General features: G+C 74.0%; 16 protein-coding genes, 2 tRNA genes and 1 pseudogene. 8 read left to right on the top strand and 11 right to left on the bottom strand.

Going from position 1 to position 20655, the window contains the following annotated elements:
- Positions 1-406 precede the first annotated feature (406 nt).
- From ACZ4VL_RS31715 to ACZ4VL_RS31705, 3 genes are all read left to right on the top strand, one after another.
- Entirely contained in the window at positions 407-1042 is a 636-nt protein-coding gene (locus ACZ4VL_RS31715) for a lytic polysaccharide monooxygenase auxiliary activity family 9 protein (protein WP_468206827.1), read from the top strand.
- Positions 1043-1172: 130 nt separating this feature from the next.
- On the top strand, positions 1173-2909 hold the full coding sequence (locus ACZ4VL_RS31710) for an AMP-binding protein (protein WP_468206824.1): 1737 nt from the start codon (positions 1173-1175) through the stop codon (positions 2907-2909).
- Between the two features lie 58 nt (positions 2910-2967).
- Positions 2968-3041 (top strand) — tRNA-Lys (locus tag ACZ4VL_RS31705).
- Between the two features lie 161 nt (positions 3042-3202).
- Here ACZ4VL_RS31705 and ACZ4VL_RS31700 read toward each other — a convergent pair.
- Positions 3203-3961, bottom strand: a complete 759-nt coding sequence (locus tag ACZ4VL_RS31700) for an IclR family transcriptional regulator (RefSeq protein ID WP_468206822.1) — start codon at positions 3959-3961, stop codon at positions 3203-3205.
- A 338-nt stretch (positions 3962-4299) separates the two neighbouring features.
- Here ACZ4VL_RS31700 and ACZ4VL_RS31695 point away from each other — a divergent pair, with 338 nt between their 5' ends.
- Together ACZ4VL_RS31695 and ACZ4VL_RS31690 are read left to right on the top strand one after the other, a co-directional pair.
- Positions 4300-5367 (top strand): LLM class flavin-dependent oxidoreductase, encoded by a 1068-nt coding sequence (locus ACZ4VL_RS31695; RefSeq protein ID WP_468206829.1) that lies wholly within the window; start codon positions 4300-4302, stop codon positions 5365-5367.
- A gap of 254 nt (positions 5368-5621) precedes the next feature.
- Positions 5622-7346 carry a glycosyl hydrolase family 18 protein gene (locus ACZ4VL_RS31690; protein ID WP_468206821.1) on the top strand — a complete coding sequence of 575 codons (1725 nt, stop codon included), beginning with the start codon at positions 5622-5624 and terminating at the stop codon, positions 7344-7346.
- 84 nt (positions 7347-7430) lie between these two features.
- Here the strand turns inward: ACZ4VL_RS31690 and ACZ4VL_RS31685 are convergent, their stop codons facing one another.
- Entirely contained in the window at positions 7431-9275 is a 1845-nt protein-coding gene (locus ACZ4VL_RS31685) for a putative bifunctional diguanylate cyclase/phosphodiesterase (protein WP_468206819.1), read from the bottom strand.
- Between the two features lie 387 nt (positions 9276-9662).
- Between ACZ4VL_RS31685 and ACZ4VL_RS31680 the strand changes: the two genes are divergently transcribed.
- Complete coding sequence (locus tag ACZ4VL_RS31680) at positions 9663-10859, top strand: M6 family metalloprotease domain-containing protein (RefSeq protein WP_468206816.1); 1197 nt, start codon at positions 9663-9665, stop codon at positions 10857-10859.
- 62 nt (positions 10860-10921) lie between these two features.
- Here the strand turns inward: ACZ4VL_RS31680 and ACZ4VL_RS31675 are convergent.
- The 4 genes and pseudogenes from ACZ4VL_RS31675 to ACZ4VL_RS31660 form a co-directional block, all read right to left on the bottom strand.
- A tRNA-Lys gene (locus ACZ4VL_RS31675) sits at positions 10922-10995 on the bottom strand.
- A pseudogene (locus ACZ4VL_RS31670) lies at positions 10986-11571 on the bottom strand (bifunctional DNA primase/polymerase). The gene ACZ4VL_RS31675 and the pseudogene ACZ4VL_RS31670 overlap by 10 nt, the downstream one beginning before the upstream one ends.
- 254 nt (positions 11572-11825) lie before the next feature.
- Positions 11826-12173, bottom strand: coding sequence for a hypothetical protein (locus ACZ4VL_RS31665; protein WP_468206813.1), 348 nt, complete (start codon positions 12171-12173; stop codon positions 11826-11828).
- Between the two features lie 88 nt (positions 12174-12261).
- A complete protein-coding gene (locus tag ACZ4VL_RS31660) occupies positions 12262-12825 on the bottom strand; it encodes an NADPH-dependent FMN reductase (RefSeq protein ID WP_468206811.1) in 564 nt (187 codons plus the stop codon).
- 121 nt (positions 12826-12946) lie between these two features.
- Here ACZ4VL_RS31660 and ACZ4VL_RS31655 point away from each other — a divergent pair, with 121 nt between their 5' ends.
- Positions 12947-13432 carry a MarR family winged helix-turn-helix transcriptional regulator gene (locus ACZ4VL_RS31655; RefSeq protein WP_468206809.1) on the top strand — a complete coding sequence of 162 codons (486 nt, stop codon included), beginning with the start codon at positions 12947-12949 and terminating at the stop codon, positions 13430-13432.
- Between the two features lie 15 nt (positions 13433-13447).
- Here the strand turns inward: ACZ4VL_RS31655 and ACZ4VL_RS31650 are convergent, their stop codons facing one another.
- The 4 genes from ACZ4VL_RS31650 to ACZ4VL_RS31635 are packed head-to-tail and all read right to left on the bottom strand — an operon-like array spanning position 13448 to position 18366.
- On the bottom strand, positions 13448-14803 hold the full coding sequence (locus ACZ4VL_RS31650; protein ID WP_468206807.1) for an AAA domain-containing protein: 1356 nt from the start codon (positions 14801-14803) through the stop codon (positions 13448-13450).
- Positions 14800-16377 carry a hypothetical protein gene (locus ACZ4VL_RS31645; RefSeq protein ID WP_468206804.1) on the bottom strand — a complete coding sequence of 526 codons (1578 nt, stop codon included), beginning with the start codon at positions 16375-16377 and terminating at the stop codon, positions 14800-14802. Before ACZ4VL_RS31645 ends, ACZ4VL_RS31650 begins: the two co-directional genes overlap by 4 nt.
- Entirely contained in the window at positions 16368-17507 is a 1140-nt protein-coding gene (locus ACZ4VL_RS31640; protein ID WP_468206803.1) for a hypothetical protein, read from the bottom strand. The genes ACZ4VL_RS31645 and ACZ4VL_RS31640 overlap by 10 nt, the downstream gene beginning before the upstream one ends.
- Complete coding sequence (locus tag ACZ4VL_RS31635; RefSeq protein WP_468206800.1) at positions 17446-18366, bottom strand: phosphatase PAP2 family protein; 921 nt, start codon at positions 18364-18366, stop codon at positions 17446-17448. Before ACZ4VL_RS31635 ends, ACZ4VL_RS31640 begins: the two co-directional genes overlap by 62 nt.
- 115 nt (positions 18367-18481) lie before the next feature.
- On the opposite strand from ACZ4VL_RS31635, the gene ACZ4VL_RS31630 reads away from it, so the two are divergent.
- Positions 18482-19078: a histidine phosphatase family protein gene (locus ACZ4VL_RS31630; RefSeq protein WP_361084476.1), complete on the top strand. Its 597-nt coding sequence runs from the start codon at positions 18482-18484 to the stop codon at positions 19076-19078.
- A 74-nt stretch (positions 19079-19152) separates the two neighbouring features.
- On the opposite strand, the gene ACZ4VL_RS31625 is transcribed toward ACZ4VL_RS31630, so the two are convergent.
- Entirely contained in the window at positions 19153-20445 is a 1293-nt protein-coding gene (locus ACZ4VL_RS31625) for a tetratricopeptide repeat protein (protein WP_468206797.1), read from the bottom strand.
- Positions 20446-20655: the final 210 nt, after the last annotated feature.

Below are 20655 nucleotides of genomic sequence, written 5' to 3'. Positions count from 1 at the left end.
CTCCCCCCCCCCCCCCCCCCCCCCCCCCCCCCCCCCCTCCCCCCCCCCCCCCCCCCCCCCCTCGCCCTCCCCCCCCCCCCCCGCGGTCGTGCCCGCCTTGCCGCTCCTTTCGGCCACGGCCGCCGGTCGCCCGTCCTCGGCGGCCCGGGGCCGGGAAGAGGGGCGGAGGCCCGTGCGGGCAGCGCTCTTCCGGGCGGTCCGGTCCGGACCGAACGTTCCCGCATTGGTCTGGACATGGCCAACTCCCGTCAATAGATTGGAACTTGGTCTAGACCTGGAAGCGTGCCCGGTGCGGCCGCGGGAACCGCCCCCGCGGCCATCCCCGCACGCGCGCACGCTCTCACCGGAACTCCCCCCACGTTCGAGGAGCAGCTGACCCATGCGCCCCATCCGCATGCCCATTCGCATGCCCATCCGCGTCCGCACGCCGTTCCGTACGCCCGCCCGTCTGCCCCGGCGCGCCGGCGCCGCCGCCCTCGGGATCGGCGTGGCCGCCGGTCTCGCGCTCGCCGTCGCACCCGGAGCCAGCAGCCACGGCTACACCGACACCCCCGTCAGCCGCCAGAAGCTCTGCGCCAACAGGACCGTCTCCGACTGCGGCCCGATCCAGTGGGAGCCGCAGAGCGTCGAGGGCCTCAAGGGCTTCCCCGCCGCCGGCCCGGCCGACGGCCGCATATGCGCCGGCGGGCACGGCGAGTTCGCCCAGCTCGACGACCCGCGCGGCGGCGCCTGGCCCGCCACCCGGGTCACCGCCGGGCAGGGGTACGCCTTCCGGTGGCAGTTCACCGCCAACCACGCCACCACCGACATCAAGTACTACGTCACCAAGAACGGCTGGGACCCCACCAAGCCCCTCACCCGCGCCGCCCTCGAACCCCAGCCCTTCCTCACGGTCGCCTACAACGGCGCCCGGCCCGCCATGACCACCGTCCACCAGGGCGTCATGCCCGCGGGCAAGACCGGCCGGCACGTGATCCTGGCCGTCTGGACGGTCCACGACACCCCGAACGCCTTCTACGCCTGCTCCGACGTCCAGTTCTGACCGGCGACGGGCGAGGGTCGGAGCGGGGCCGGGGGTCGGGGTTCGGGGGTCGTGAGGTCGGGCCGGGGACCGTAGGGCCGCACCGCGACGGCATTCAGTTCTGACGCTGCGTCAGCTACCCTCCGGCCGCATGCGGACGACACCCGGCACCGGCACCGGCACCCCCGCCCACCGCACCGGCACCCCCGCCCACCGCACCGTGGCCGAGCTCATCGCCCGCCAATGGGGCGACCACCGCCCGGGGCTGAAGTACCACGGCCCGGACGGAGGCGCCGTCACCGTCCTCAGCCGCCACCGGACCGCCCAGGAGAGCGCGGCGCGCGCCGCGCTGCTCGCCGACCTCCTGCCGGCCCGGGCCGAACCGCACGTGGGGGTGTTGCTCGACAACACCCCCGAGTTCCCGTTCTGGCTCGGGGCGGCGGCCCTCGCCGGGGCCGCCGTCGCCGGGATCAACCCCACCCGGCGCGGTCCCGAGCTGGCGCGGGACGTCCTGCACACCGACTGCCGGATCCTGGTCACCGAGTCCGCCCACCTGCCGCTGCTGCGCGGCCTCGACCTGCCGGGCGTGCGCATCCTGGTGACCGGCACCGAGGAGTACGCCGCCCTGCTCGCCCCGTACGCGGCTGCCGCGCCCGGCGATGCCGGCATCGACACCGCCCCCGGGCCCGACTCCCGGTTCCTCCTCTACTTCACGTCCGGCTCCACCGGCACGCCCAAGGCCGCCGTCTGCACCCAGGGCCGGCTCGCCGCCGCCGGTGACTCCCTGGCCCGCGCCTTCTCGGTCACCCCGGACGACGTCCACTACGTCTGCATGCCGCTCTTCCACGGCAACGCCGTCATCGCCGACTGGCTGCCCGCCCTCGCCGCCGGCGCCCCGGTGGCGCTGCGCCGCCGCTTCTCCGCCTCCGCGTTCCTGGAGGACGTACGGGCCTTCGGCGCGACCTACTTCACGTACGTCGGCCGGGCCGTCCAGTACCTGCTGGCCACCGCGCCCCGCCCCGACGACCGCGAACACCCCCTGCGCCTCGGCTTCGGCACCGAGGCCGGGGCCGTGGACGCAGCCCGCTTCACCGACCGCTTCGGGGTCCGGCTGGTGGAGGGCTACGGGGCCACCGAGGGCGGCGCCTCCGTGCAGCGCACCCCCGACACCCCGCCCGGCGCCCTCGGCCGGGCGGCGCCGGGGGACGACCTCGCCGTGGTCGACCCGGAGACCGGAGCCGAGTGCCCGCCGGCCGAGCTGGACGGCCACGGCCGCCTCCGCAACGGCTCCGCGGCCATCGGCGAACTGGTCAACCGCGGCCGCGCCCGGTTCGAGGGGTACTGGCGCAACCCGGACGCCGAGGCGGCCCGCACCCGCAACGGCTGGTACTGGACCGGCGACCTCTTCTATCGGGACGCCGCCGGGTTCCTCTACTTCGCGGGACGCACGGACGACCGGCTGCGCGTCGACAGCGAGAACCTGGCCGCCGCGGCGATCGAGAACATCCTGGCCCGATGGTCCCCGGTGGCCGCGGTCGCCGTGTACGCGGTGCCGGACGAGGCGGCCGGCGACCAGGTCATGGCCGCACTCGTCATGAAGTCGGGGGAGCGGTTCGTGCCGGAGGCCTTCTCCGCGTTCCTGGCCGCCCAGCCCGATCTCGGCACCAAGATGGCCCCGCGCTACGTCCGCGTCCTGGACGCCATGCCGACCACCGCCACCAACAAGATCCACCGGGTCGCGCTGCGCCGTGCGGGCTTCCGCTGCCCGGACCCGGTCTGGTGGTCGCCCCCGGGCACGCAGGGCTACCGCCCGCTCGACCCGGAATCCCGGGCGGCCCTGCTCGCCGCGTACGCCGCGCACGGCCGCACGGAGCTCCTGGAGCGCTGACCGGAGAACCTGGTTTGGAGCACCCCTCGGGACCAGGTAGTATTTTCTCTGTCAGCAGGCGCCGCTAGCTCAGTTGGTTAGAGCAGCTGACTCTTAATCAGCGGGTCCGGGGTTCGAGTCCCTGGCGGCGCACCTGTCCTTCGGGCGGTTACCGGTTCACCGGTAACCGCCCGAAGTGTTTTCCCGGGCCTCCGCGCCCCGGGTCGTTCCCCGGTCGCCGTCTCCGCCCCGCCCCGCGCCGTCCCGCCCCGCCCCGCCCGCGCCCTCTCCCGTGAGGCGCGTCACAGGACGGTTCAGAGGGCGAGCGACAGCAGCAGGGGTGCGGCCTTCCGGTTCAGGACCTCCGCGGCGGCCCGCAGCCGGTGCGCGTGCTCGACCGGCATCGACAGGGCCAGGCAGCCCACCGAGGCTCCCGCGGTGATCGGGACCGCGGCACACACCGTGCCGAGCGCGTACTCCTGGAGGTCCAGCATCGGGACCGTGGCCGGCTGGGCGTCGAGCTTCGACATCAGGACCCGCTCGTTCACGATCGTCTTCGACGTGAGCCGGGCGATCTTGTGCCGGGACAGGTGGTCGCGCCGCCCGTTCTGGTCGAGCTGGGTGAGCAGGCACTTCCCGACCGCGCTGGCGTGCGCCGCGGACCGGAAGTCGACCCACTCGTGCACCTTCGGGGTGCGCGGACTGTCCGCGAACTGCGTGATCTTCACCTCGCCGTCCTCGTACCGGCTGATGTAGACCGCCGCGCCCACCGAGTCCCGCAGCCGGTCCAGGGTGTCCTGGAGCTTGGTCTGCAGGGCCTGCTGCCTGTCTATCCCCGAGCCGAGGAGCACGAGGGAGTCGCCTATGGCGTAGGCGCCGTCCGACACCTCCAGTACGTACCCCTCCCTGCGCAGCATGAGGAGCATGGGCGCGAGATGGACGGCGGGCAGTCCGGTCTCGCGCGCGATCTGTACGTCGGTCACCCCACCGGAATGGCGGGCGATGGCTTCGAGCACGCGCAGGGCGTACTGCACCGAATGGAACGGCGCGGTCGGCTCGGGCTTCAGCGCCACGGTCTCCCCCTACCAGGTTGTTACCGCTTGCGTTACCACGATAGCCACCAAGGGGCCCACGTGGAGCGCCTGTTGATGAGATTGATGGCTCAATCATGTGCCTCTGCCTCGATCTACTCCATTGGCATATGCCAAGGTCAAGGGCCCGCCCCCGGAGGGGTCGGGAATGCCCGCCGGGCCCTCACGGTTCGAGTTCCTCGTACGGATGCCGAACCGAGACGGGAGCGACAGTGAGTGACATCGGGGACCCCGAGAACGCCCGACGCGACACGGGACAGGACGCCGGACGACACCCCGGAGCGGGCGCGGCCCGGGCGACGGACCCCGCGCCCGACCCGGTGCGCGGCACCCGCCACGGCCGCGCGCCCGTCCCGCTCTCCGTCCTCGACCTCGTCACCGTCGGCAGCGGCAGCACCGCCCACCACTCCCTGCGCACCAGCGTCGCCCTCTCCCGGCTCGCCGAGTCCCGCGGCTACCAGCGCCACTGGGTCGCGGAGCACCACTCCATGCCCGGGGTGGCCAGCTCCTCGCCGGCGGTGATCCTGGCCCACCTCGCCGCCCACACCTCCCGGATCCGGCTCGGCTCCGGCGGGGTCATGCTGCCCAACCACGCCCCGCTCGCCGTCGCCGAGCAGTTCGGCACCCTGGAGGCCCTCGCCCCCGGCCGGATCGATCTCGGCCTCGGTCGCGCCCCCGGCACCGACGGGCGCACGGCCGCCGCGCTGCGCGGGCCGGGCCGGCTCGACGAGGCCGCGGACGAGTTCCCCCGCCTCCTCGCCGAACTCACCCGCTTCCTCGACGACGACTTCCCCGCCGGCCACCCGTACGCCCGGGTGCACGCCGTGCCCGGCCCGGTGCAGGGGCCGACCGGCCGCCCGCCGCTGTGGCTCCTCGGCTCCTCCGGGTTCAGCGCCCGCCTCGCCGGCGAGCTCGGCCTGCCGTTCGCGTACGCCCACCACTTCTCCGCCGCCGGCACCCTGCCCGCCCTGGAGCTCTACCGGCAGACGTTCCGGCCCTCGGCCGTCCTGGACGCCCCGTACGCCCTGATCGGCGTGTCCACGCTGGCCGCGGACACCGCCGCGGACGCCCGCGCCCAGGTCCTCACCGGCGCCCTGTCGATGCTGCGGCTGCGCACCGGCCGGCCCGGGCTGATACCCACCCCGGAGGAGGCGGCGGCGTACGGATACTCCCCGCTGGAGCGGGAGTTCGTCGACAACTGGATGTCCAACGTCGTGCACGGCACCCCCGACGAGGTCCGTGCCGGGCTCGACGCCCTGGCCGCCCGCACGGGCGCCGACGAGCTGATGCTGACCGCCAACGCGCACGGCGGCGCGGCCCGGCTGCGCTCGTACGAGCTCGTCGCAGACGCGTACGGGATGCCCGCCGGGGAGCCGGCAGCTGATTGATCCCGGGCGAACGCAGTTCGGCTGGTTTGTTGCCGAAACCTTGCGGGAGCATGCCCTAAAGGACCCTTAAACCGCTCGTCACCCGGGGTGGCGAGCGGTTTCTCTTGCCCTCGCACGCCTCTGACGAGGGGATTTGTGCGCGGAGTGGTCTAGTCCTTCTTTGGTCCAAACCATTGACGGGGTCAGTTGGTGATCGCTATCACTTCTCCCACCCGAACCTCTTGCCCTCCCCTCCCACTTCCCGGAGGCAGTTCATGCACATCCGTAAACCCCTCGTCGCGGCCGCCGCCACGGCCGCGCTGGCAGCCGGAGCGATGGCCGGCTTCGCGGGGCTCGGCACCGCCCGGGCCGCGGACGCCTCCGCGACGGCCGGCAGCGGCAACGTCCGGATCGCGTACTACGACCAGTGGAGCGTGTACGGGAACGCCTTCTACCCCAAGCACCTCGACACCCGTGGCATAGCGGGCAAGTTGGACGTCATCAACTACTCGTTCGGCAATATCCACCCCACCAACCTCACCTGCTTCATGGCCAACAAGGCCGCGGGTGACGACAACAACCCCAACGCGGGCGACGGTGCGGGCGACTCCTACGCCGACTACCAGAAGTCCTTCGGCGCGGCCGACTCCGTCGACGGCGTCGCCGACACGTGGGACCAGCCGATCGTGGGCGTCTTCAACCAGTTCAAGGAGCTGAAGGCCAAGTACCCCCACCTGAAGATCAACATCTCGCTGGGCGGCTGGACCTACTCCAAGTACTTCCACGACGCGGCCAAGACGGACGCCTCCCGCAAGAAGTTCGTCTCCTCCTGCATCGACCAGTACCTCAAGGGCAACCTCCCGGTCGAGGGCGGCTTCGGCGGCCCCGGCACCGCGGCCGGCATCTTCGACGGCATCGACATCGACTGGGAGTACCCGGGCTCCTCCGGCGGCCACCTCGGCAACCACTACGGCCCCGAGGACAAGCAGAACTTCACGCTCCTCCTCGCCGAGTTCCGCAAGCAGCTCGACGAGTACGGCGCCGCGGGCGGCGGCAAGAAGTACATGCTGACCGCGGCCCTCCCGGCCGGCCAGGACAAGATCAAGTACATCGAGACCGACAAGATCGGCCGGTACTTGGACTACGCCAACATCATGACGTACGACATGCACGGCGCCTGGGACGGCGACGGGCCCACCTACCACCAGTCCCCGCTGCTGGACTCCCCGGCCGACCCGACCGACCCGATCGCCCCGGGCACCGAGAAGTACGGCATCAAGAACGCCATCGACGCCTGGATCGACGGCGACCCGGTCTACGGCATCGCCGGCGGCTTCCCCGCCGACAAACTGACCCTGGGCTACGAGTTCTACTACCGCGGCTGGAAGGGCGTCCCGGAGGGCACGACCCACGGCCTCGCCCAGACCGCGACCGGCGGATCCGGCCCGCGCCCCTACAGCCAGCAGGCCGGCATCGCCCACTACAAGGAGCTCGGCGGCATCGTCGACAACCCGGCGACCACCTTCTGGGACGACCGGGCCAAGGCCTCGTACTTCTACAAGGACGGCGAGTTCTTCACCGGCCTCGACCAGAAGTCCGTCCGGGCCCGCGTCAACTACGGCAAGAGCCGCGGCCTCGCCGGCGCGATGATGTACTCCCTGCTCGGCCTGGACGACAACGCCACCCTGCTGAACCAGATCTCGGACGCCCTCGGCAGCTCCACGCAGCCCCCGACCACGCCGCCTCCCACCACCCAGCCGCCGACCACGCAGCCCCCGACCACCCAGCCGCCCACCACCCCGCCGACCACGCAGCCCCCGACCACCCAGCCGCCCAGCACGGGCTGCACCGCCCCGGTCTACGCCGCGGGCACGGTCTACACCGGCGGCACGGAGGTGTCGCACAAGGGCCGCAGGTGGAAGGCCCAGTGGTGGACGCAGAACGAGGAGCCCGGCACTACCGGTGAATGGGGTGTCTGGAAGGACCTCGGCGCCTGCTGATCTCCCCCCACCCCGCGCCGAGCGACTCCCCGCCCCGCACCCACCAGCCCGGGTGCGGGGCGGAGGGGTGCCTACGACACGGGCCTACCAGCCGTCGTGGTCGGCGCCCGGGCGGGTGCCGATCATTTCGGCGATGCGTTCCGGGGCGACCGCGCGGGAGTACAGCCAGCCCTGGCCGGTGTCGCAGCCGACGCGCCGCAGCCGGGCCGCCTGGCCGGCGGTCTCCACGCACTCCGCGGTGACGGTGAGGCCCAGCCGGTGCGCGAGCTGTACGAGGGCCTCGACGATGGTCTCGTCGGCCGGGTTCGGGTGGGTGCCCTCGTCGTAGCGGAAGCCGCGGACGAAGGAGCCGTCCAGCTTGAGCACCGACACCGGGAGGCGGCTCAGGTAGGCGAGGTTCGAGTAGCCGGTGCCGAAGTCGTCGATGGCGATCCGCACGCCCATGTCGCTGAGGGCCTGGAGGGCCTGGAGCGGGCGGCCCGCGGAGCCCATCACCGCGGACTCGGTGAGTTCCAGCTGGAGCAGCTGCGGGGCGAGTCCGGTCTCGGCGAGGATCCCCGCGACGTCGCCGACCAGGTCGGAGTCCCAGACCTGGCGGACCGCGACGTTGACGGAGACGAAGACGGGGGAGTCGCTGGGGTGCTCGATCTGCCAGCGCCGGGCCTGCCGGCAGGCGGTCCGCAGCACCCAGCGGCCCAACTGGACGATGGAGCCGTCCTCCTCGGCGATGCCGATGAACCGATTCGGCGTCAGGCTGCCGAACTGCGGGTGGTTCCACCGGACCAGGGCCTCCACCCCCCGCACGGCCCCGCTCTCCAGGTCCACCAGCGGCTGGTACTCCACCTCGAACTCGCCGCGCTCCACGGCCGGGCGGAGCGTGGAGGTGAGGGCCTGGCGGGTCATCCGGTGGGCGTTGCGCTCGGGGTCGAAGAGGGTCCAGCGGGCCTTGCCGTCGGCCTTCGCCCAGTACAGGGTCGTGTCCGCGGCCTGCATCAGGCCGGTCGCCGAGGTGCCGGCCGCGGCCCGCTCCACCACGCCGATCGACGCCGACACCGACAGCCGCTGCCCGGCCAGGTCGAAGGGCTCCTGGACGGCGGCCAGGGCGCTGCGCGCCAGGTCCACGAGCTGCTCGGTGCCGGTGGAGTCCTCCACCAGCAGGGCGAACTCGTCGCCGCCGAGCCGGGCGACGAGGTGCCCGCCGGTGCGCCCGTACCCGGACTGGTCGGCGCACTGGGTGAGTCGGGCCGCGACGGCGGTCAGCAGTCGGTCGCCGACCCGGTGGCCGAGGGTGTCGTTGACCGCCTTGAAGCCGTCCAGGTCGAGGTAGCACAGGCCGATCCGGCCCGTGCCGCCGTGCTCGTACGAGGAGGCCTCCAGGGCGGCGGAGAGCCGTTCGAAGAACAGGGTCCGGTTGGGCAGGCGGGTCACCGGGTCGTGCATCTGGAGGTGCCGCAGCCGGGCCTGGAGGTCGCGGCGGTCGCTGATGTCGGCGACGGACAGCAGCACGTCCCGGGTGCCGGGGACGGGGCCGAGGGTGACCTCGGTCCACAGGGAATGCCCGTCGGGGTGTTTGAGGCGGCGCGTGCAGCGCAGTCGGGCCTGTCGGCCGCGCAGCACCTCCTGGTAGGCCTGCCAGGTGCGGGCCTCGGCGCCGAGGTCCACCAGGTCGGCTGCGCGTTGTTCGACGAGCGCGTGCGGTTCGGTGCCGAGGAGGCCGGCCAGGGCGGTGTTCGCGGCGACGACGTGGCCGCTGCGGTCGACGACGGCCATGGCGAGGTGGGCGGCGTTGAACGCGGCCCTGAAGTCCCGTGCTTCGGAGTCGCTGCGGGGGGTCGGGGAGGGCATGACTGGCACGGCGGGGTGACGCTCCGTAATGGCCGATCGGATGCTGTCGGCCGCCGAACCGGTTTCGTCAGAGGTTCCGCTCACCGTTGGCTCCCGCAGTGCTCGTCGTGTCCGTGCAGGAAAGTGTGCCGATCATAGAGGTAGCCGTACGGCCCCATCCAGCGGCGTCGCCGGATGGGGGGCGGTGCTTCGGTGTGCTGACGGTCTGTCGGCACGTCCTCGCGCGATCGTTTCTGCGCAGCCCTGAGCGGCCTCCGACCCCTACTGATCTCCCGTGATCGGTCGTGACGTTCTGTAGCAAGAGGGTGAACCTCTGAGGTCACCGGGTTGCCGTATTGCTCACTCGTGTGGGGCACTGGAACAGGGCGCTAGTACGACAATCACCCCAGGGTGGGAGGAGTTGGTACGAATCCACCACGGGAGGTCGATGTGCCGCGACAGGAGACACCCGGGGGAGTGGATCGCTCCCGCATGCGCAGCACGGCGGCGGCCCTCACCTCCCTGACGGCGCTCGCGGCCATGTCGCTCGTCACGGGTCCCGCGTCCGCCGCCGATCCCGGTGTCGGCCCCTGTGCGCTGACCCGCACGTCGGCCCACCACTCCCTGGGGCTGGACACCTGGAACGGCGCCTATCCGCAGCCGCAGCGCACCCTGAACGCGGTCATGGTCTTCCTGTCCTTCCCCGACCACCGGGCCACCCTGACCACCGAGGAGCTGGCCGCCGACTACTTCCCCGCCACCAGCGACTTCTTCGAGCGGGCCTCGTACGGCCGGTTCCGCCTGGTCCCGCACCCGCAGGCGCAGTGGATCACCATGCCCAAGCCGTCCACCGCGTACGGGATACAGCGCGACTGGGCCGCCCGGGACCGGGCCGCCTACCTGCGCGACGCGGTCGTCGCCGCCGACCGGGAGGTCGACTTCTCGCGGTACGACATCGTGTACTTCGTCGCGGACCCGGACGCACCGGGCGTGGACTCGGACGCCACCAAGGTGGTCAACTTCGAACGGCCGATCCGGGCCGACGGGACGGACCTGCACCGCATCGTCACCGTCTTCGAGCGGCACCCGCCGGACCGCAACGTCCTGGCGCACGAGACCGGGCACGTCTTCGACCTGCCCGACCTCTACCACCGGCCGACGGACGGCAAGGGCGACTGGGACACGTACGTCGGCGACTGGGACGTCATGGGCAGCCAGTTCGGCATGTCGCCCGACCTCTTCGGCTGGCACAAGTGGAAGCTGGGCTGGCTGGACGCCTCCCAGGTGGACTGCGTGCAGTCGGGCTCCTCCCTGCACACCCTGCAGCCCGTGGGCCGCTCCCCGCTGCCGGGCGCCACGGGCGGGACCCGGCTCGCGGTGATCCGTACGGGGCCCGGCAGCGCCATCGCCGTCGAGGCGCGCGGCTCCTCCGGGAACGACGGGGACACCTGCACGGAGGGCGTGCTGGTCTACCGGGTGCGCAACGAGGCCCCCTCGGGCGGCGGCCCGATCGAGGTGCTGGACGGGCATCCGGACACGGAGGCGTGCTGGGACCGCTCGGTGTACCCGCCGCTGGCGGACGCGCCGCTGGAGGTGGGGCAGTCGTTCACGGTGCCGGGGGAGCGGATCAGGGTCGAGGTGGCGGACCGGACCGCGACGGGCGCCTACACCGTCAAGATCACCACTTGACCGGAGGCTGTCGGCATGACGAAGAAGGCCCCCCACTCGCGTGGGGGGCCTTCTTCCGTCTGTGCGCCGCCAGGGACTCGAACCCCGGACCCGCTGATTAAGAGTCAGCTGCTCTAACCAACTGAGCTAGCGGCGCTTGCTGACGAGGAAGACATTAGCAGGAGGACGGCCGGAAGGAAAAATCGATATCCGCAGCTCGGGCCGCCCGCACGTACGCCCACAGCAGCGTCTCCGGTCCGGGCAGCCAGGGGGAGCGGGTGTCGGGGGCCACGAGCCAGCGCGACGGGCCCGGGACGGCGGCCAGCGGCGGGACGGTGACGGCGTCCCCGTGGCCGTGGCACAGCGGTGCCGGGAGCGGCCCGCCCCACTCCTCCCAGGTCAGCAGGGACGGGAGCCGGTGGGCGGTCCCGGTGGTGGCGAAGAGCAGCATCCGGCCGCGGTGGACGGCGACCGGCCCGCAGCCCGGCCCCTCGGACCACAGCAGGTCCAGCATGCGGCGGCCGAGGACGAGGGGGACGTTGACGACGTCGAAGGCGGTCCCGCAGGGCAGCACGGCCGGGGCGGCGGGACGGGCCTGCCAGGCGGCGAGGGTGCCGTGCGGACGGGTCGAGGCCGACGCGAGCCAGGCGGCGCCCAGCGGGGTGACGTGGGTGGCGGTGCGGGCGTCCTGGGTGGGACAGGCGGAAGCGGAAGCCGTCGTCAGCGTCGTCATGCCGTCCGGTTTACCGCGCGTAGCGATTCGGTTTCCAGCAGTTACCGGAAACCCGGACGCGCGGGGTGCGCATGCGCTATGTTGCGCCCCGCATATGCCGCGGGCCGGTCCCCCCGGCCCGTTCCGCCGGCCCGTTCCGCCGGCCCGTTCCGCCCGCGCGGCCCGTTCCGGCCGCTGCCGTCCCGCCCGCTGGGCCTGTCCCGCCCGCCGGGCCCCGGCGGCCCCGCCGGTCCCGCTCGTCCCGCTCGTCCCGGTCAGACCGTGCCCGGCCCGCCGCTGCGCTGGAGGGTCTCCCCGAACTCGATCATCTTGCGGGCGTAGTCCTCGGTCCACTCGGCCTCGGCGGCGATCACTGTCGGGTCCAGCCGGTCGAACCGCCGCGGGTCCGCGAGCTGGGCCGCCGCCACCGCCTGGAACTCCATGGCCCGCTCCGTCGCCGCCCGGAAGGCGAGCGTCAGCTCGGTGGCCCGGGCCAGCAGCTCCCGCGGGTCCTCGATCGACTCCAGGTCGAAGAAGTGCTCCGGGTCCGCGGTCGCCTCCGAGGGCTCGAAGAGCAGGGGTGCGGGTCGCAGCTTCCGCTCGGTCCGCTCGGGCTCTGCCATGCGTGTCCTCCTGCTGACCTGCTGGACGTACGGGACCGGTCCTTCCGGGCCACCCTCCATTGTCCAACGCCGCGCAAGAGCGCCGTCGTCAGGCCGCGACCGGCTGCTGCCGCCGCAGCGTCGCCACTTCGTCGAGGACGCCGGCCAGTGCCCGCGCCGCCCCCTCCGGCGCCCGGAAGCCGCCGGCTCCGTCGAGGAGCTCGTGGATCCCGGGGAGCGAGAGGGTCCGCTGCGCCGGCAGCATGCCGACGCGGGCCAGCACGGGGCGCAGCATCTCGGCGGCCGGTGCACCGCCGGTGGGTCCGGCGCTGTAGCTGACCAGGCCGACCGGCTTGGCCTGCCACTCGTGGAAGAGGTGGTCGACGGCGTTCTTGAAGGGGGCGGTGAAGCCGCCGTTGTACATCGGCATGACGAACAGGAAGGCCTCGGCGGAGTCCACCAGGGCGCTCCAGTCGCGGGTGTGCCGGTGGGTGTAGATGCCGGTGGAGGCGTACTCCGGCTCGTCGAGGAAGGGCAGGGCGATCTCGCCGAGATCGACGGGGGTCACCTCGAAGCCGCCGTGGGTGCGGGCCTGCTCGGCGACCCAGCGGGCCACCGGGCGGGCCGAGGAGGTCGGGCGGACGGAGGCGGAGATGACGTGCAGGCGGGTCATGGTGGGGCTCCTCGGTGGCGTGGAGGGGGTCAGTGGTTGACGTATCACCTATCGAAGCGGACGGATGAGTGACGTGTCAACCATGTAGATGACATGTCATCGATCTGGGTAGAGTGGCCGTATGAGCGAATCAGGGCCGCGCTGGCTCACCGACTCCGAGCAGGACGCCTGGTACGCGTGGCGGCGGATGTTCCCGCTGGTCAACGCCGAGATCGCCCGCGACCTGACCCAGGACAGCGGACTGTCCGAGGCCGACTACGACGTCCTGTCCGTCCTCGGCTCCACCGACGGCCACCGCCTGCGCATCAGCGCCCTCGCCGAGCTCATGCAATGGTCCCGCAGCCGCCTGTCCCACCAGCTCACCCGCATGGAGCAGCGCGGCATCGTCCGCCGTGAGGACGTCGCCACCGACGGGCGCGGCGCCGAGGTCGTCCTCACCCCGCTCGGGGTGGACACGATCACGACGGCGGCGCCGCTCCACGTCGAGTCCGTACGCCGCCACCTCGTCGACGTCCTGACCCCGGAGCAGCTGCGCACCTTCGCCGAGGTCGGCGAGCTGCTCCGGGAGCGGATGGGCGTCACCCGCAAGCCCCGCACCCCCCGCTGAGACCGTCCGACGGGCTCAGGGCCGCCAGGGCACCCGGTGCTCCGCCAGGTGCGCCAGCACCGCGTGGTTGGCCTCCCAGCCGTCGGGGAACTTCACCGTCACCCCCAGCTGCACCGGCTCCGCGGACGGATGGTCGTCCAGCAGTTCCGCTATCCCCGCCCGGGCCACCACCACGCAGGCGTGCCGGTGCCGCGAGGCCAGCACGCACAGCCGGCCCGTCTCCAGGTGGAAGGCCGTGGCGTCCGGCCGCCCCGACAGCGGGTGCAGCACCACCGTCAGGTCGTACTCGCGGCCCTGGAGCCGGTTCGCGGTGTCCACGGTCACCCCGGACACCCCGAGCGAGGCCAGCGCCGTGCGCACCGCGGCCGCCTGGTCGCGGTGCGCGGTCCCCACGGCGATCCGGTCGGCCGTGAGCGGGACCGGGGCGGGCGACTGCTCGTCCGAGGTCGCCGCCCTGCGGTCCAGGGCCCGCCGGACCACCAGGGCCACGGCCCGGACCGCCTCCGGGTCCGTGCGCGGCGTGCGCCGGGCGGGCAGCTCCAGCAGGCCCCAGCCGGCCTCGGCGGCCTCGTCCAGCACCCGGTCCGGGCCGGAGCCGTCCGAGGGGACCCCGTACGCGAGCCGGCGCTCGCCGGGGCCGGTCCCGCTGCGGAACTGCGAGTACGGGTAGAAGGCTCGCGAGACCAGCGGCGCGGCCGTCGCCGGGAGCCGCCAGGACACGGGCAGCCGGTGCTGCGGCAGCTGCGGGTTGTGCGCCAGCAGCGTGGTGACCGCCGAGGCCGAGGGGTCGTAGGACAGGCCCGCCCACTGCTCGGCACCCACCACGCTGAACGGGTCCAGCTGCCCCGGGTCGCCCACGAACAGCGCCCGCTCGAACAGCCCGCCCACGGCCAGCAGCGCGTCCGAGCGCATCTGGTACGCCTCGTCGACGATCGCGTGCTCCCACGGCTCGGCGTCCTTCACGTACGCCCACTTCGCGGCCGTGGAGATGGTGACCGGCAGCTCGGCGAGGTCGGCGAGCTTCGCCGACAGCGTCACCGAGGGCAGCTCGCGCAGCGCGGGGTCGTAGGCGTCGGCGTCGCTGCTGTGCAGCCGTCCGACCTTCAGCTCCGGGTCCTTGGCGGCGAGCCGCAGCACCAGGTCGTCGACCTGGGCGTTCGTCTGCGCCACCACCATCAGCCGGCGGCCGGCCGCGGCCAGCTCGCGGGCGGCGCGCACCACGAGGGTGGACTTGCCGGCCCCCGGCGGGGAGTCGACGACGACGCCCCGCTCCGGCCCGTGCAGCGTGTCGTGCAGGATCGCGGCCGTGGCCGCGGCGGCCGCCGCAACCGGGTCGAAGCCGGCCACGGAGCAGCTCTCGGTCGCGGTCACAGGAGGTCCTCGTCGGTCACGGCGTCGGGCAGCCGGGCTTCGGCGGTCGCGGACCCGGGCGGCCCGCCGTGCGTCCAGGGCGTCTTCTCCGGCTCGGGCAGCTTCGGGCCGCCGCGCGCGTCGTGCTCGAACAGCGTCCAGCACACCCGCTCGCCCTTCTCCGGCACCGTGCCCGGTTCCGGCTCCCGGCCGCGGCCCATCTTGTCCAGCAGCCGCAGCACCACGCTGCCGTCGGGCTCCAGGCGGACGAACTGCGCGCTCTGCGGGCGCCCCTCCAGGGACCGGAACACCTTCTGCCCGCCGCTGCCGGGGCCGTCGGCGAGCTGCGGCCGGTCCTCGGTGGCCACCGTCACCAGCGGGCGCGGGCTGGGCCGCTTCGACTCCGTCCACTCCATGACGACGTCGGTGACCTCACCCGCGAAGGCCTCGCCCGCGAGCCGCCGCCCCGCCATCACCAGCGGGTCGTCCAGCGCCTCCTGGGCGTCGAGCCGCACCTGCTCGGTCTCCCGGGTGGCCAGCTTCTGGGCCGCCGTCACCGCGTCGTCGCGGCGCGGCTGCGGCGGCTCGCCCGCCCGGACCCGGTCGCGGTGCCCGGTGTACGACCAGCGGTCACGGACCCAGCGTTCCTCGGCCCGCTCCGCCCCGGGCAGGCCGCGCACCAGCTCCAGGGCCTGCCACACCGCCCGCCAGGTCGGCCGCAGCTGCGTCGCGACGAGCTCGCGCACGGCCTCCTCGGCGCGGGCCACCTCGGCCGGCCGGCCGGCGGCCCGAGCGGCGTCGTACCGGGCCATCGCCGGGGCCAGCAGCTTGTTGTCGAAGGCCGGGTCGGTGGCCGGTCCGGCGGGCGGGACCAGCAGCTGCCCGTCACGGTCGCGGCCCTGCTCGGCGCGCAGGGCCGCGGCGGCGCCGGACACGCCCTCCGGCGGGGCTATCCAGGCCAGCAGCGCGCCCAGGTGCTGGTCCTCCAGGTTGCTCTGACCCGTCGCCCAGTGCCGGCCGAGCAGCTCCGTCGCCGTCAGCAGCATCGACGAGCCGGGGACGCGGGCCCGCTCGCCCAGATGGGTGAGCCAGCGGCCCAGCAGCGGAACCCGGGAGGGAGCCGGGTAGGGGTTCTCCGGATCCTCCTCGGCGGTCCGCCTGAACCGCATCGACCGGCCCAGCAGCCGGACGAAGTCGACGCCGGCCCGGTTCGGCACCACCAGCTGCGGCGCGTCCAGGCACAGCTCCGCCGACACCTTGGCGCGGGCGCCCGTCTCCGGGTCGGTCTCGGTGCGCTCCACCAGCTCGACCTCGTCCGCGTACGCCTCCACGTACGGCAGCACCTCGTCGGCCAGCCGGGCGAGGAACGCCCAGCGCAGGTCGCGGTCGCGGGGCTGCGGCACCACCAGCAGCCGCGGCTCGTCCGGATCGGTGCCGACGAGCGCCCCGAGCGGGGCGCCCGTCTCGCCCGCGGTGGTCAGCGGGACGAAGACCAGCGGGCGCTCGTGCAGGTGCCGGTGGCGTACGGTCGCGAGCGGCTGGGCCCGGCCCGAGCGCACGGCCTCCAGCCGGGCGAGGGTGTCCATCAGCGGCATGCGGCCTCCCCGAGGGCCTCGGAGCGCAGCCGGGCGGCGTGCTGCAGCGCGGCCGCGGTCGGGTCGGCCGGACCGTCGGGGGAGCCCGCGCCGGCGGCGGCCGCCAGGGCCTCCTCGACGGTGGTGTACGCCCCGAGCTCCGCGCGGACGCCGCGGCCGAGCGTGGTGGCCTCGCCGGCGGCCCGGGCCCGCTCCCGGCAGTGGAAGGCCAGCTCGCAGGCGGCCAGGCACTCGGGGGCGTAGGCGGCGGAGACGGCGGCGACGGCCTCGGTCAGCTCCTCGGCGGGCCGGGCGGGGTCGAAGGTGAGCCCCTCGGGCAGCGCCGCGGCCAGTTCCTCGACGCGGGTCAGCCGGTCCAGCTGGCGCAGGGTCACGGAGCGTTCGCGGCGGATGTCGACGGGCGCGGCGGCGGGCAGGTTGGAGAAGTCCTCGGGGCAGACGAGCAGCACGCGGTGCCCGACGGAGGCGGCGGGCAGTTTCTCGGCGGTCTTCTCCAGCGCGAGGACGTAGACGGCGGCCTGCCGGGCGGCGGCGCCCACCTTCGCCGGGTCGGCGGCGCCGTCCAGCAGCGGGAACGACTTGATCTCCACCACGGTCCAGCGGCCGTCGGGATGCACCACGACGGCGTCCGGCTCCAGGTAGGCGGGGGTGCCGGCCACCTCCAGGGCCAGCATCGGGTGGTCCAGCAGGGTCCACTCGCCGGCGGCGGTGGCCTCGCGCAGGGCGAGCGCGGTGCGCGCGGCGCGGCCTTCGGGGCCGGCGGCGGTGAGGTCGGGGACGCGGGCGCCGCTGCCGGGGGGCTCGGCCCCGCCGGCCAGGTGCCGGTGGACCAGCCGCAGCAGCTCGGCCCCGCCGTCGGCCTTGACCCGGGCTTCGAAGGAGTGGCCCCGGATGATCGCGAACTGCGACTGGCCGAAGGCGGCCGGGGTGCCCAGCGCCGCGGCGAGGGCGGTCTTGTCCACCCCGGCCCCGTCGAGCAGTGCGCGTCTGCCGCAGCCCGGGTTGGCGGCGAGGGCCGCCAGCGCGCGGGCGTCGAGCGGGCGGGGCGGCACGGCGGGGCCGCGCAGGTCAGCGAGCCGCTGCCGCAGGGTCGTCTGCTGGGGCGGGCCGCTGTGCGGGTAGGAGCTCACGGGCGGAAGTGTCCCATCCGCCACTGACAATCGGGGTCGTACCGCGGAAACCGGCCGGTGGGGCCGCCTCCCCGGCCGGCGCCGGGGGCGCCTCGCCGACTGCCTCGCGGACCGTCGCGGGGACCTTCGTACGTGCCTGCGTGCGGCCCGACAGGGCGCGGGCCGCGGCGTGGCCGAGGCCCATGACGGCGGCCCCGGCGACCGCGTCGAGGAAGTAGTGGTTGGCGGTGCCCATGACCACGAGCACGGTGACGGCCGGGTAGGCGACGCCGAAGGCCCGCAGGAGCGGGTGCCGCCCGTGCCGCCACAACAGGACACCGCACCACAGGGCCCAGCCGACGTGCAGACTCGGCATGGCCGCGTACTGGTTGGTGAGCCCGCCGAGCCCGCGCGGGGCGCTGGCCTCGGCGCCCCACCAGCCGTACCCGCTGTACTGGGCCATGGTGTCGGTGAACCCGTGCGCCGCGTCGAGCAGTCGGGGCGGGCAGGTGGGCATCAGGGCGAAGCCGACGAGCCCGAGGAGGGTGGAGGCCGCCAGCCAGGTGCGGGCGGTCCGGTAGTGCGCGGGGCGGCGGCGGTAGAGCCAGACCAGCACGGCCGGGGTGACCAGGTAGTGCAGGGAGGCGTACACGAAGTCGGCGGGTACGCCGACCTGGGCGTGGTGGGAGAAGAGCCGGTTCAGCGGCCGTTCGAAGGCGATCCCCAGCAGCTCTTCGGTCCGGAGGATCGCGAGCCCGTGGTCGACGGCCAGGTGCACGTCACCCCGGGCGAGGAGTCTGCCGCCGGAGTACGCGCCGTAGAGGAGCCCCAGGAGCAGCAGTTCGGCCCACCAGCGGGTGGGCTTCTGCCAGTTGTTCATACGGTCTAGGACGACCGTTCGGGCGCGTGGGTTGCCTGCGGTTCATGTGATGGATGATGGTCGGACGATCCAATCGTCCGAATCGTGACGGACCACCAAAACCGGGAGAAACCGCATGGCCCCCCGTATCCTCCTCGCCCGGCACGGCCAGACGGCGTGGTCCAAGCTCGGCAAGCACACCGGACGCACCGACGTCCCCCTGCTGGAGGAGGGCCGGCGGGGCGCGAAGCTGCTCGGTGAGCGGCTCGCGCAGGACCCGTGGGGCGGCCTGCCCGGCGTGGAGGTCCGCACCAGCCCGCTGGTCCGCGCGAGCGAGAGCTGCGACCTGGCCGGCTTCGGCGCCCGCGCGGAGCCCTGGGACCTGCTGATGGAATGGGACTACGGCGACTACGAGGGCATGACCCCGGCCGAGATCCAGGCCGTCCGCCCGGGCTGGCTGATCTGGCGCGACGGCGTCCCCGGCGGCGAGTCCGTCGCCGACATCGCCGCCCGCGCGGACGAGGTCGTCGCCTGGGCCCGCTCGGCCGAGCGGGACGTGCTCGTCTTCGCCCACGGCCACGTCCTGCGCACCCTCGCCGCGCGTTGGCTCGGCTTCGACGCCTCCTTCGGGGCCCGCATCCGCCTGGAGCCGACCTCCCTGTCGGTCCTCGGCTGGGCGTACGGGGCCCCCGCGCTGGAGCGCTGGAACGACACCGGCCACCTGGAGGCGTAGCCCCCGCAGGCCAGCCCCCGGCAGGCCCCCCGCAGGCCAGCCCCCCCGCAGCCTCCCGCAGGCCCCCCAGGGGCTCAGGCCTCGGCGTGACGGGCCAGGAAGCCGCCCACCCGGGGGCTGCGCTGGTGCGGGACCAGGGTGCGGGCGGTCCCCGACAGCATCGACCGGATCCGCGTCGACTGGACGTCCTCCAGCAGGTCCAGGACCCGGCCGCCCGCCCAGGCGGCCTCGTCCGGGGCCCCGGCGCGGGCCAGGTTCTCGGCCAGCTCGGCGGTGTAGAGCGCCACGTTCCGCGCGAAGTGCGGGTCCTGGAGGTCCGCGGCGCGCCGGGCGTGCCGGGCCGCCCGGGCGTGCTCCCCGAGCGCCGCCCAGCAGCGCGACTCCAGCGACTCCAGCTCGGCCTCGCCGAAGAAGGACATCCACTCCGGGTCCGCGTCCGAGGGACCGCGGGAGAACTCCGTGTGCGCCCGCACCAGCGCATCCTCGCAGGCCCGACGGTCCGCCAGACCCGCCCAGCCGCCCGCCTCGCGCAGCGCGAGCAGCGACAGCAGCCGCGGGGAGCCGAGGGGGCGGGCGGCGCGGCGGCCCGCCTGCGCGGCCCGTACCGACTCGCGCGGCCGGCCGCAGTCCCGGGCCAGGAAGGACATGTTGCTGAAGGCGTGCGCCTCCAGCCCGGCGTCCCCCGCGACCCGGGCCGTCGCCAGGGCCTCCGAGTAGTGCGAGCGGGCGTCGTCGAAGCGCCCGGAGTCGTGGGCCAGCCAGCCGACCGAGACCGCCAGCTCCCCGGCGCCCGCGTGCAGCCGGTCCTCGGTGGACTGCCGGGTCGCCCCCGCGTCCAGCAGTGCGTAGGCGGCGCGCAGCGGTGCGGCCGCCCTGCGGTAGAGCGCGTCCGCGCCGTGCCGGTCGTCCAGCAGCCGGATCTGGCGTACGGCGTCCTCGACCGCGGCGGCCTCGGCCTCACCGGCGCGGGAGGGCGGGCGGCGGGTGTCGCCGAGGAGGGTGAGGCCGAACGTCGCGGCCGCCACGGTGGCGGAACCGCCCGCCATGAACGCGCGACGCTGCACGTCGCTCTCCTTGTGGGTGTCGGGGGTGCGCTGCGCCCAGCGGCCGCGGACCGCCTCGCGCGGGGAGAACCCCAGGTCGGTCAGCGTCCGGCCGGGGAACATGTGCAGGAAGACCCGTTCGTAGGCGTAGTTGGGGCAGCGGATCTCCCCGGACTCGACGCGGCCGACGTAGCGGGCGTCGCAGGAAACCGTTTCTCCGATCTCCCGTGCGGAGCGGCGCACCGCGGCCGCGAACTCGGCCGGGGAGAGCGGTCCGCGCAGCCGCCGGAAGGTGTGGTTGGGTGAGTGCGGGAACGCCGCCATGGACGTGGCCTCTCTGGCAAGGAACGCACTGCCGGTGCTGCGGGTGCTGCGGGGTGGAGCCGGTACCGGCGCGCATGAACGTACCGCCAGGGGCGGCCGGTTGATGCGGCGTTTGCCTACAAACCGGATATCTCACCCACGATCTGCCATGAAGTGCCATCCTTTGCAGCGTCTTGCCGCCGAACCTGTTGACGCCTGCGCGCGTTGGAC

Source organism: Streptomyces sp. NPDC029014 (genome assembly GCF_055564695.1).
This window is presented reverse-complemented; position numbering and strand designations above follow the sequence as displayed.

Bases quoted from the DNA above. Each gene is read 5' to 3' on its own strand.
- ACZ4VL_RS31715 (WP_468206827.1), top strand. From the start codon at position 407: ATGCCCATCCGCGTCCGCACGCCGTTCCGTACGCCCGCCCGTCTGCCC.
- ACZ4VL_RS31660 (WP_468206811.1), bottom strand. From the start codon at position 12,825: ATGACCCGCCTGCACGTCATCTCCGCCTCCGTCCGCCCGACCTCCTCG.
- ACZ4VL_RS31630 (WP_361084476.1), top strand. From the start codon at position 18,482: ATGGCCCCCCGTATCCTCCTCGCCCGGCACGGCCAGACGGCGTGGTCC.
- ACZ4VL_RS31645 (WP_468206804.1), bottom strand. From the start codon at position 16,377: ATGCCGCTGATGGACACCCTCGCCCGGCTGGAGGCCGTGCGCTCGGGC.
- ACZ4VL_RS31625 (WP_468206797.1), bottom strand. From the start codon at position 20,445: ATGGCGGCGTTCCCGCACTCACCCAACCACACCTTCCGGCGGCTGCGC.
- ACZ4VL_RS31710 (WP_468206824.1), top strand. From the start codon at position 1,173: ATGCGGACGACACCCGGCACCGGCACCGGCACCCCCGCCCACCGCACC.
- ACZ4VL_RS31680 (WP_468206816.1), top strand. From the start codon at position 9,663: ATGCGCAGCACGGCGGCGGCCCTCACCTCCCTGACGGCGCTCGCGGCC.
- ACZ4VL_RS31690 (WP_468206821.1), top strand. From the start codon at position 5,622: ATGCACATCCGTAAACCCCTCGTCGCGGCCGCCGCCACGGCCGCGCTG.
- ACZ4VL_RS31665 (WP_468206813.1), bottom strand. From the start codon at position 12,173: ATGGCAGAGCCCGAGCGGACCGAGCGGAAGCTGCGACCCGCACCCCTG.
- ACZ4VL_RS31655 (WP_468206809.1), top strand. From the start codon at position 12,947: ATGAGCGAATCAGGGCCGCGCTGGCTCACCGACTCCGAGCAGGACGCC.
- ACZ4VL_RS31635 (WP_468206800.1), bottom strand. From the start codon at position 18,366: ATGAACAACTGGCAGAAGCCCACCCGCTGGTGGGCCGAACTGCTGCTC.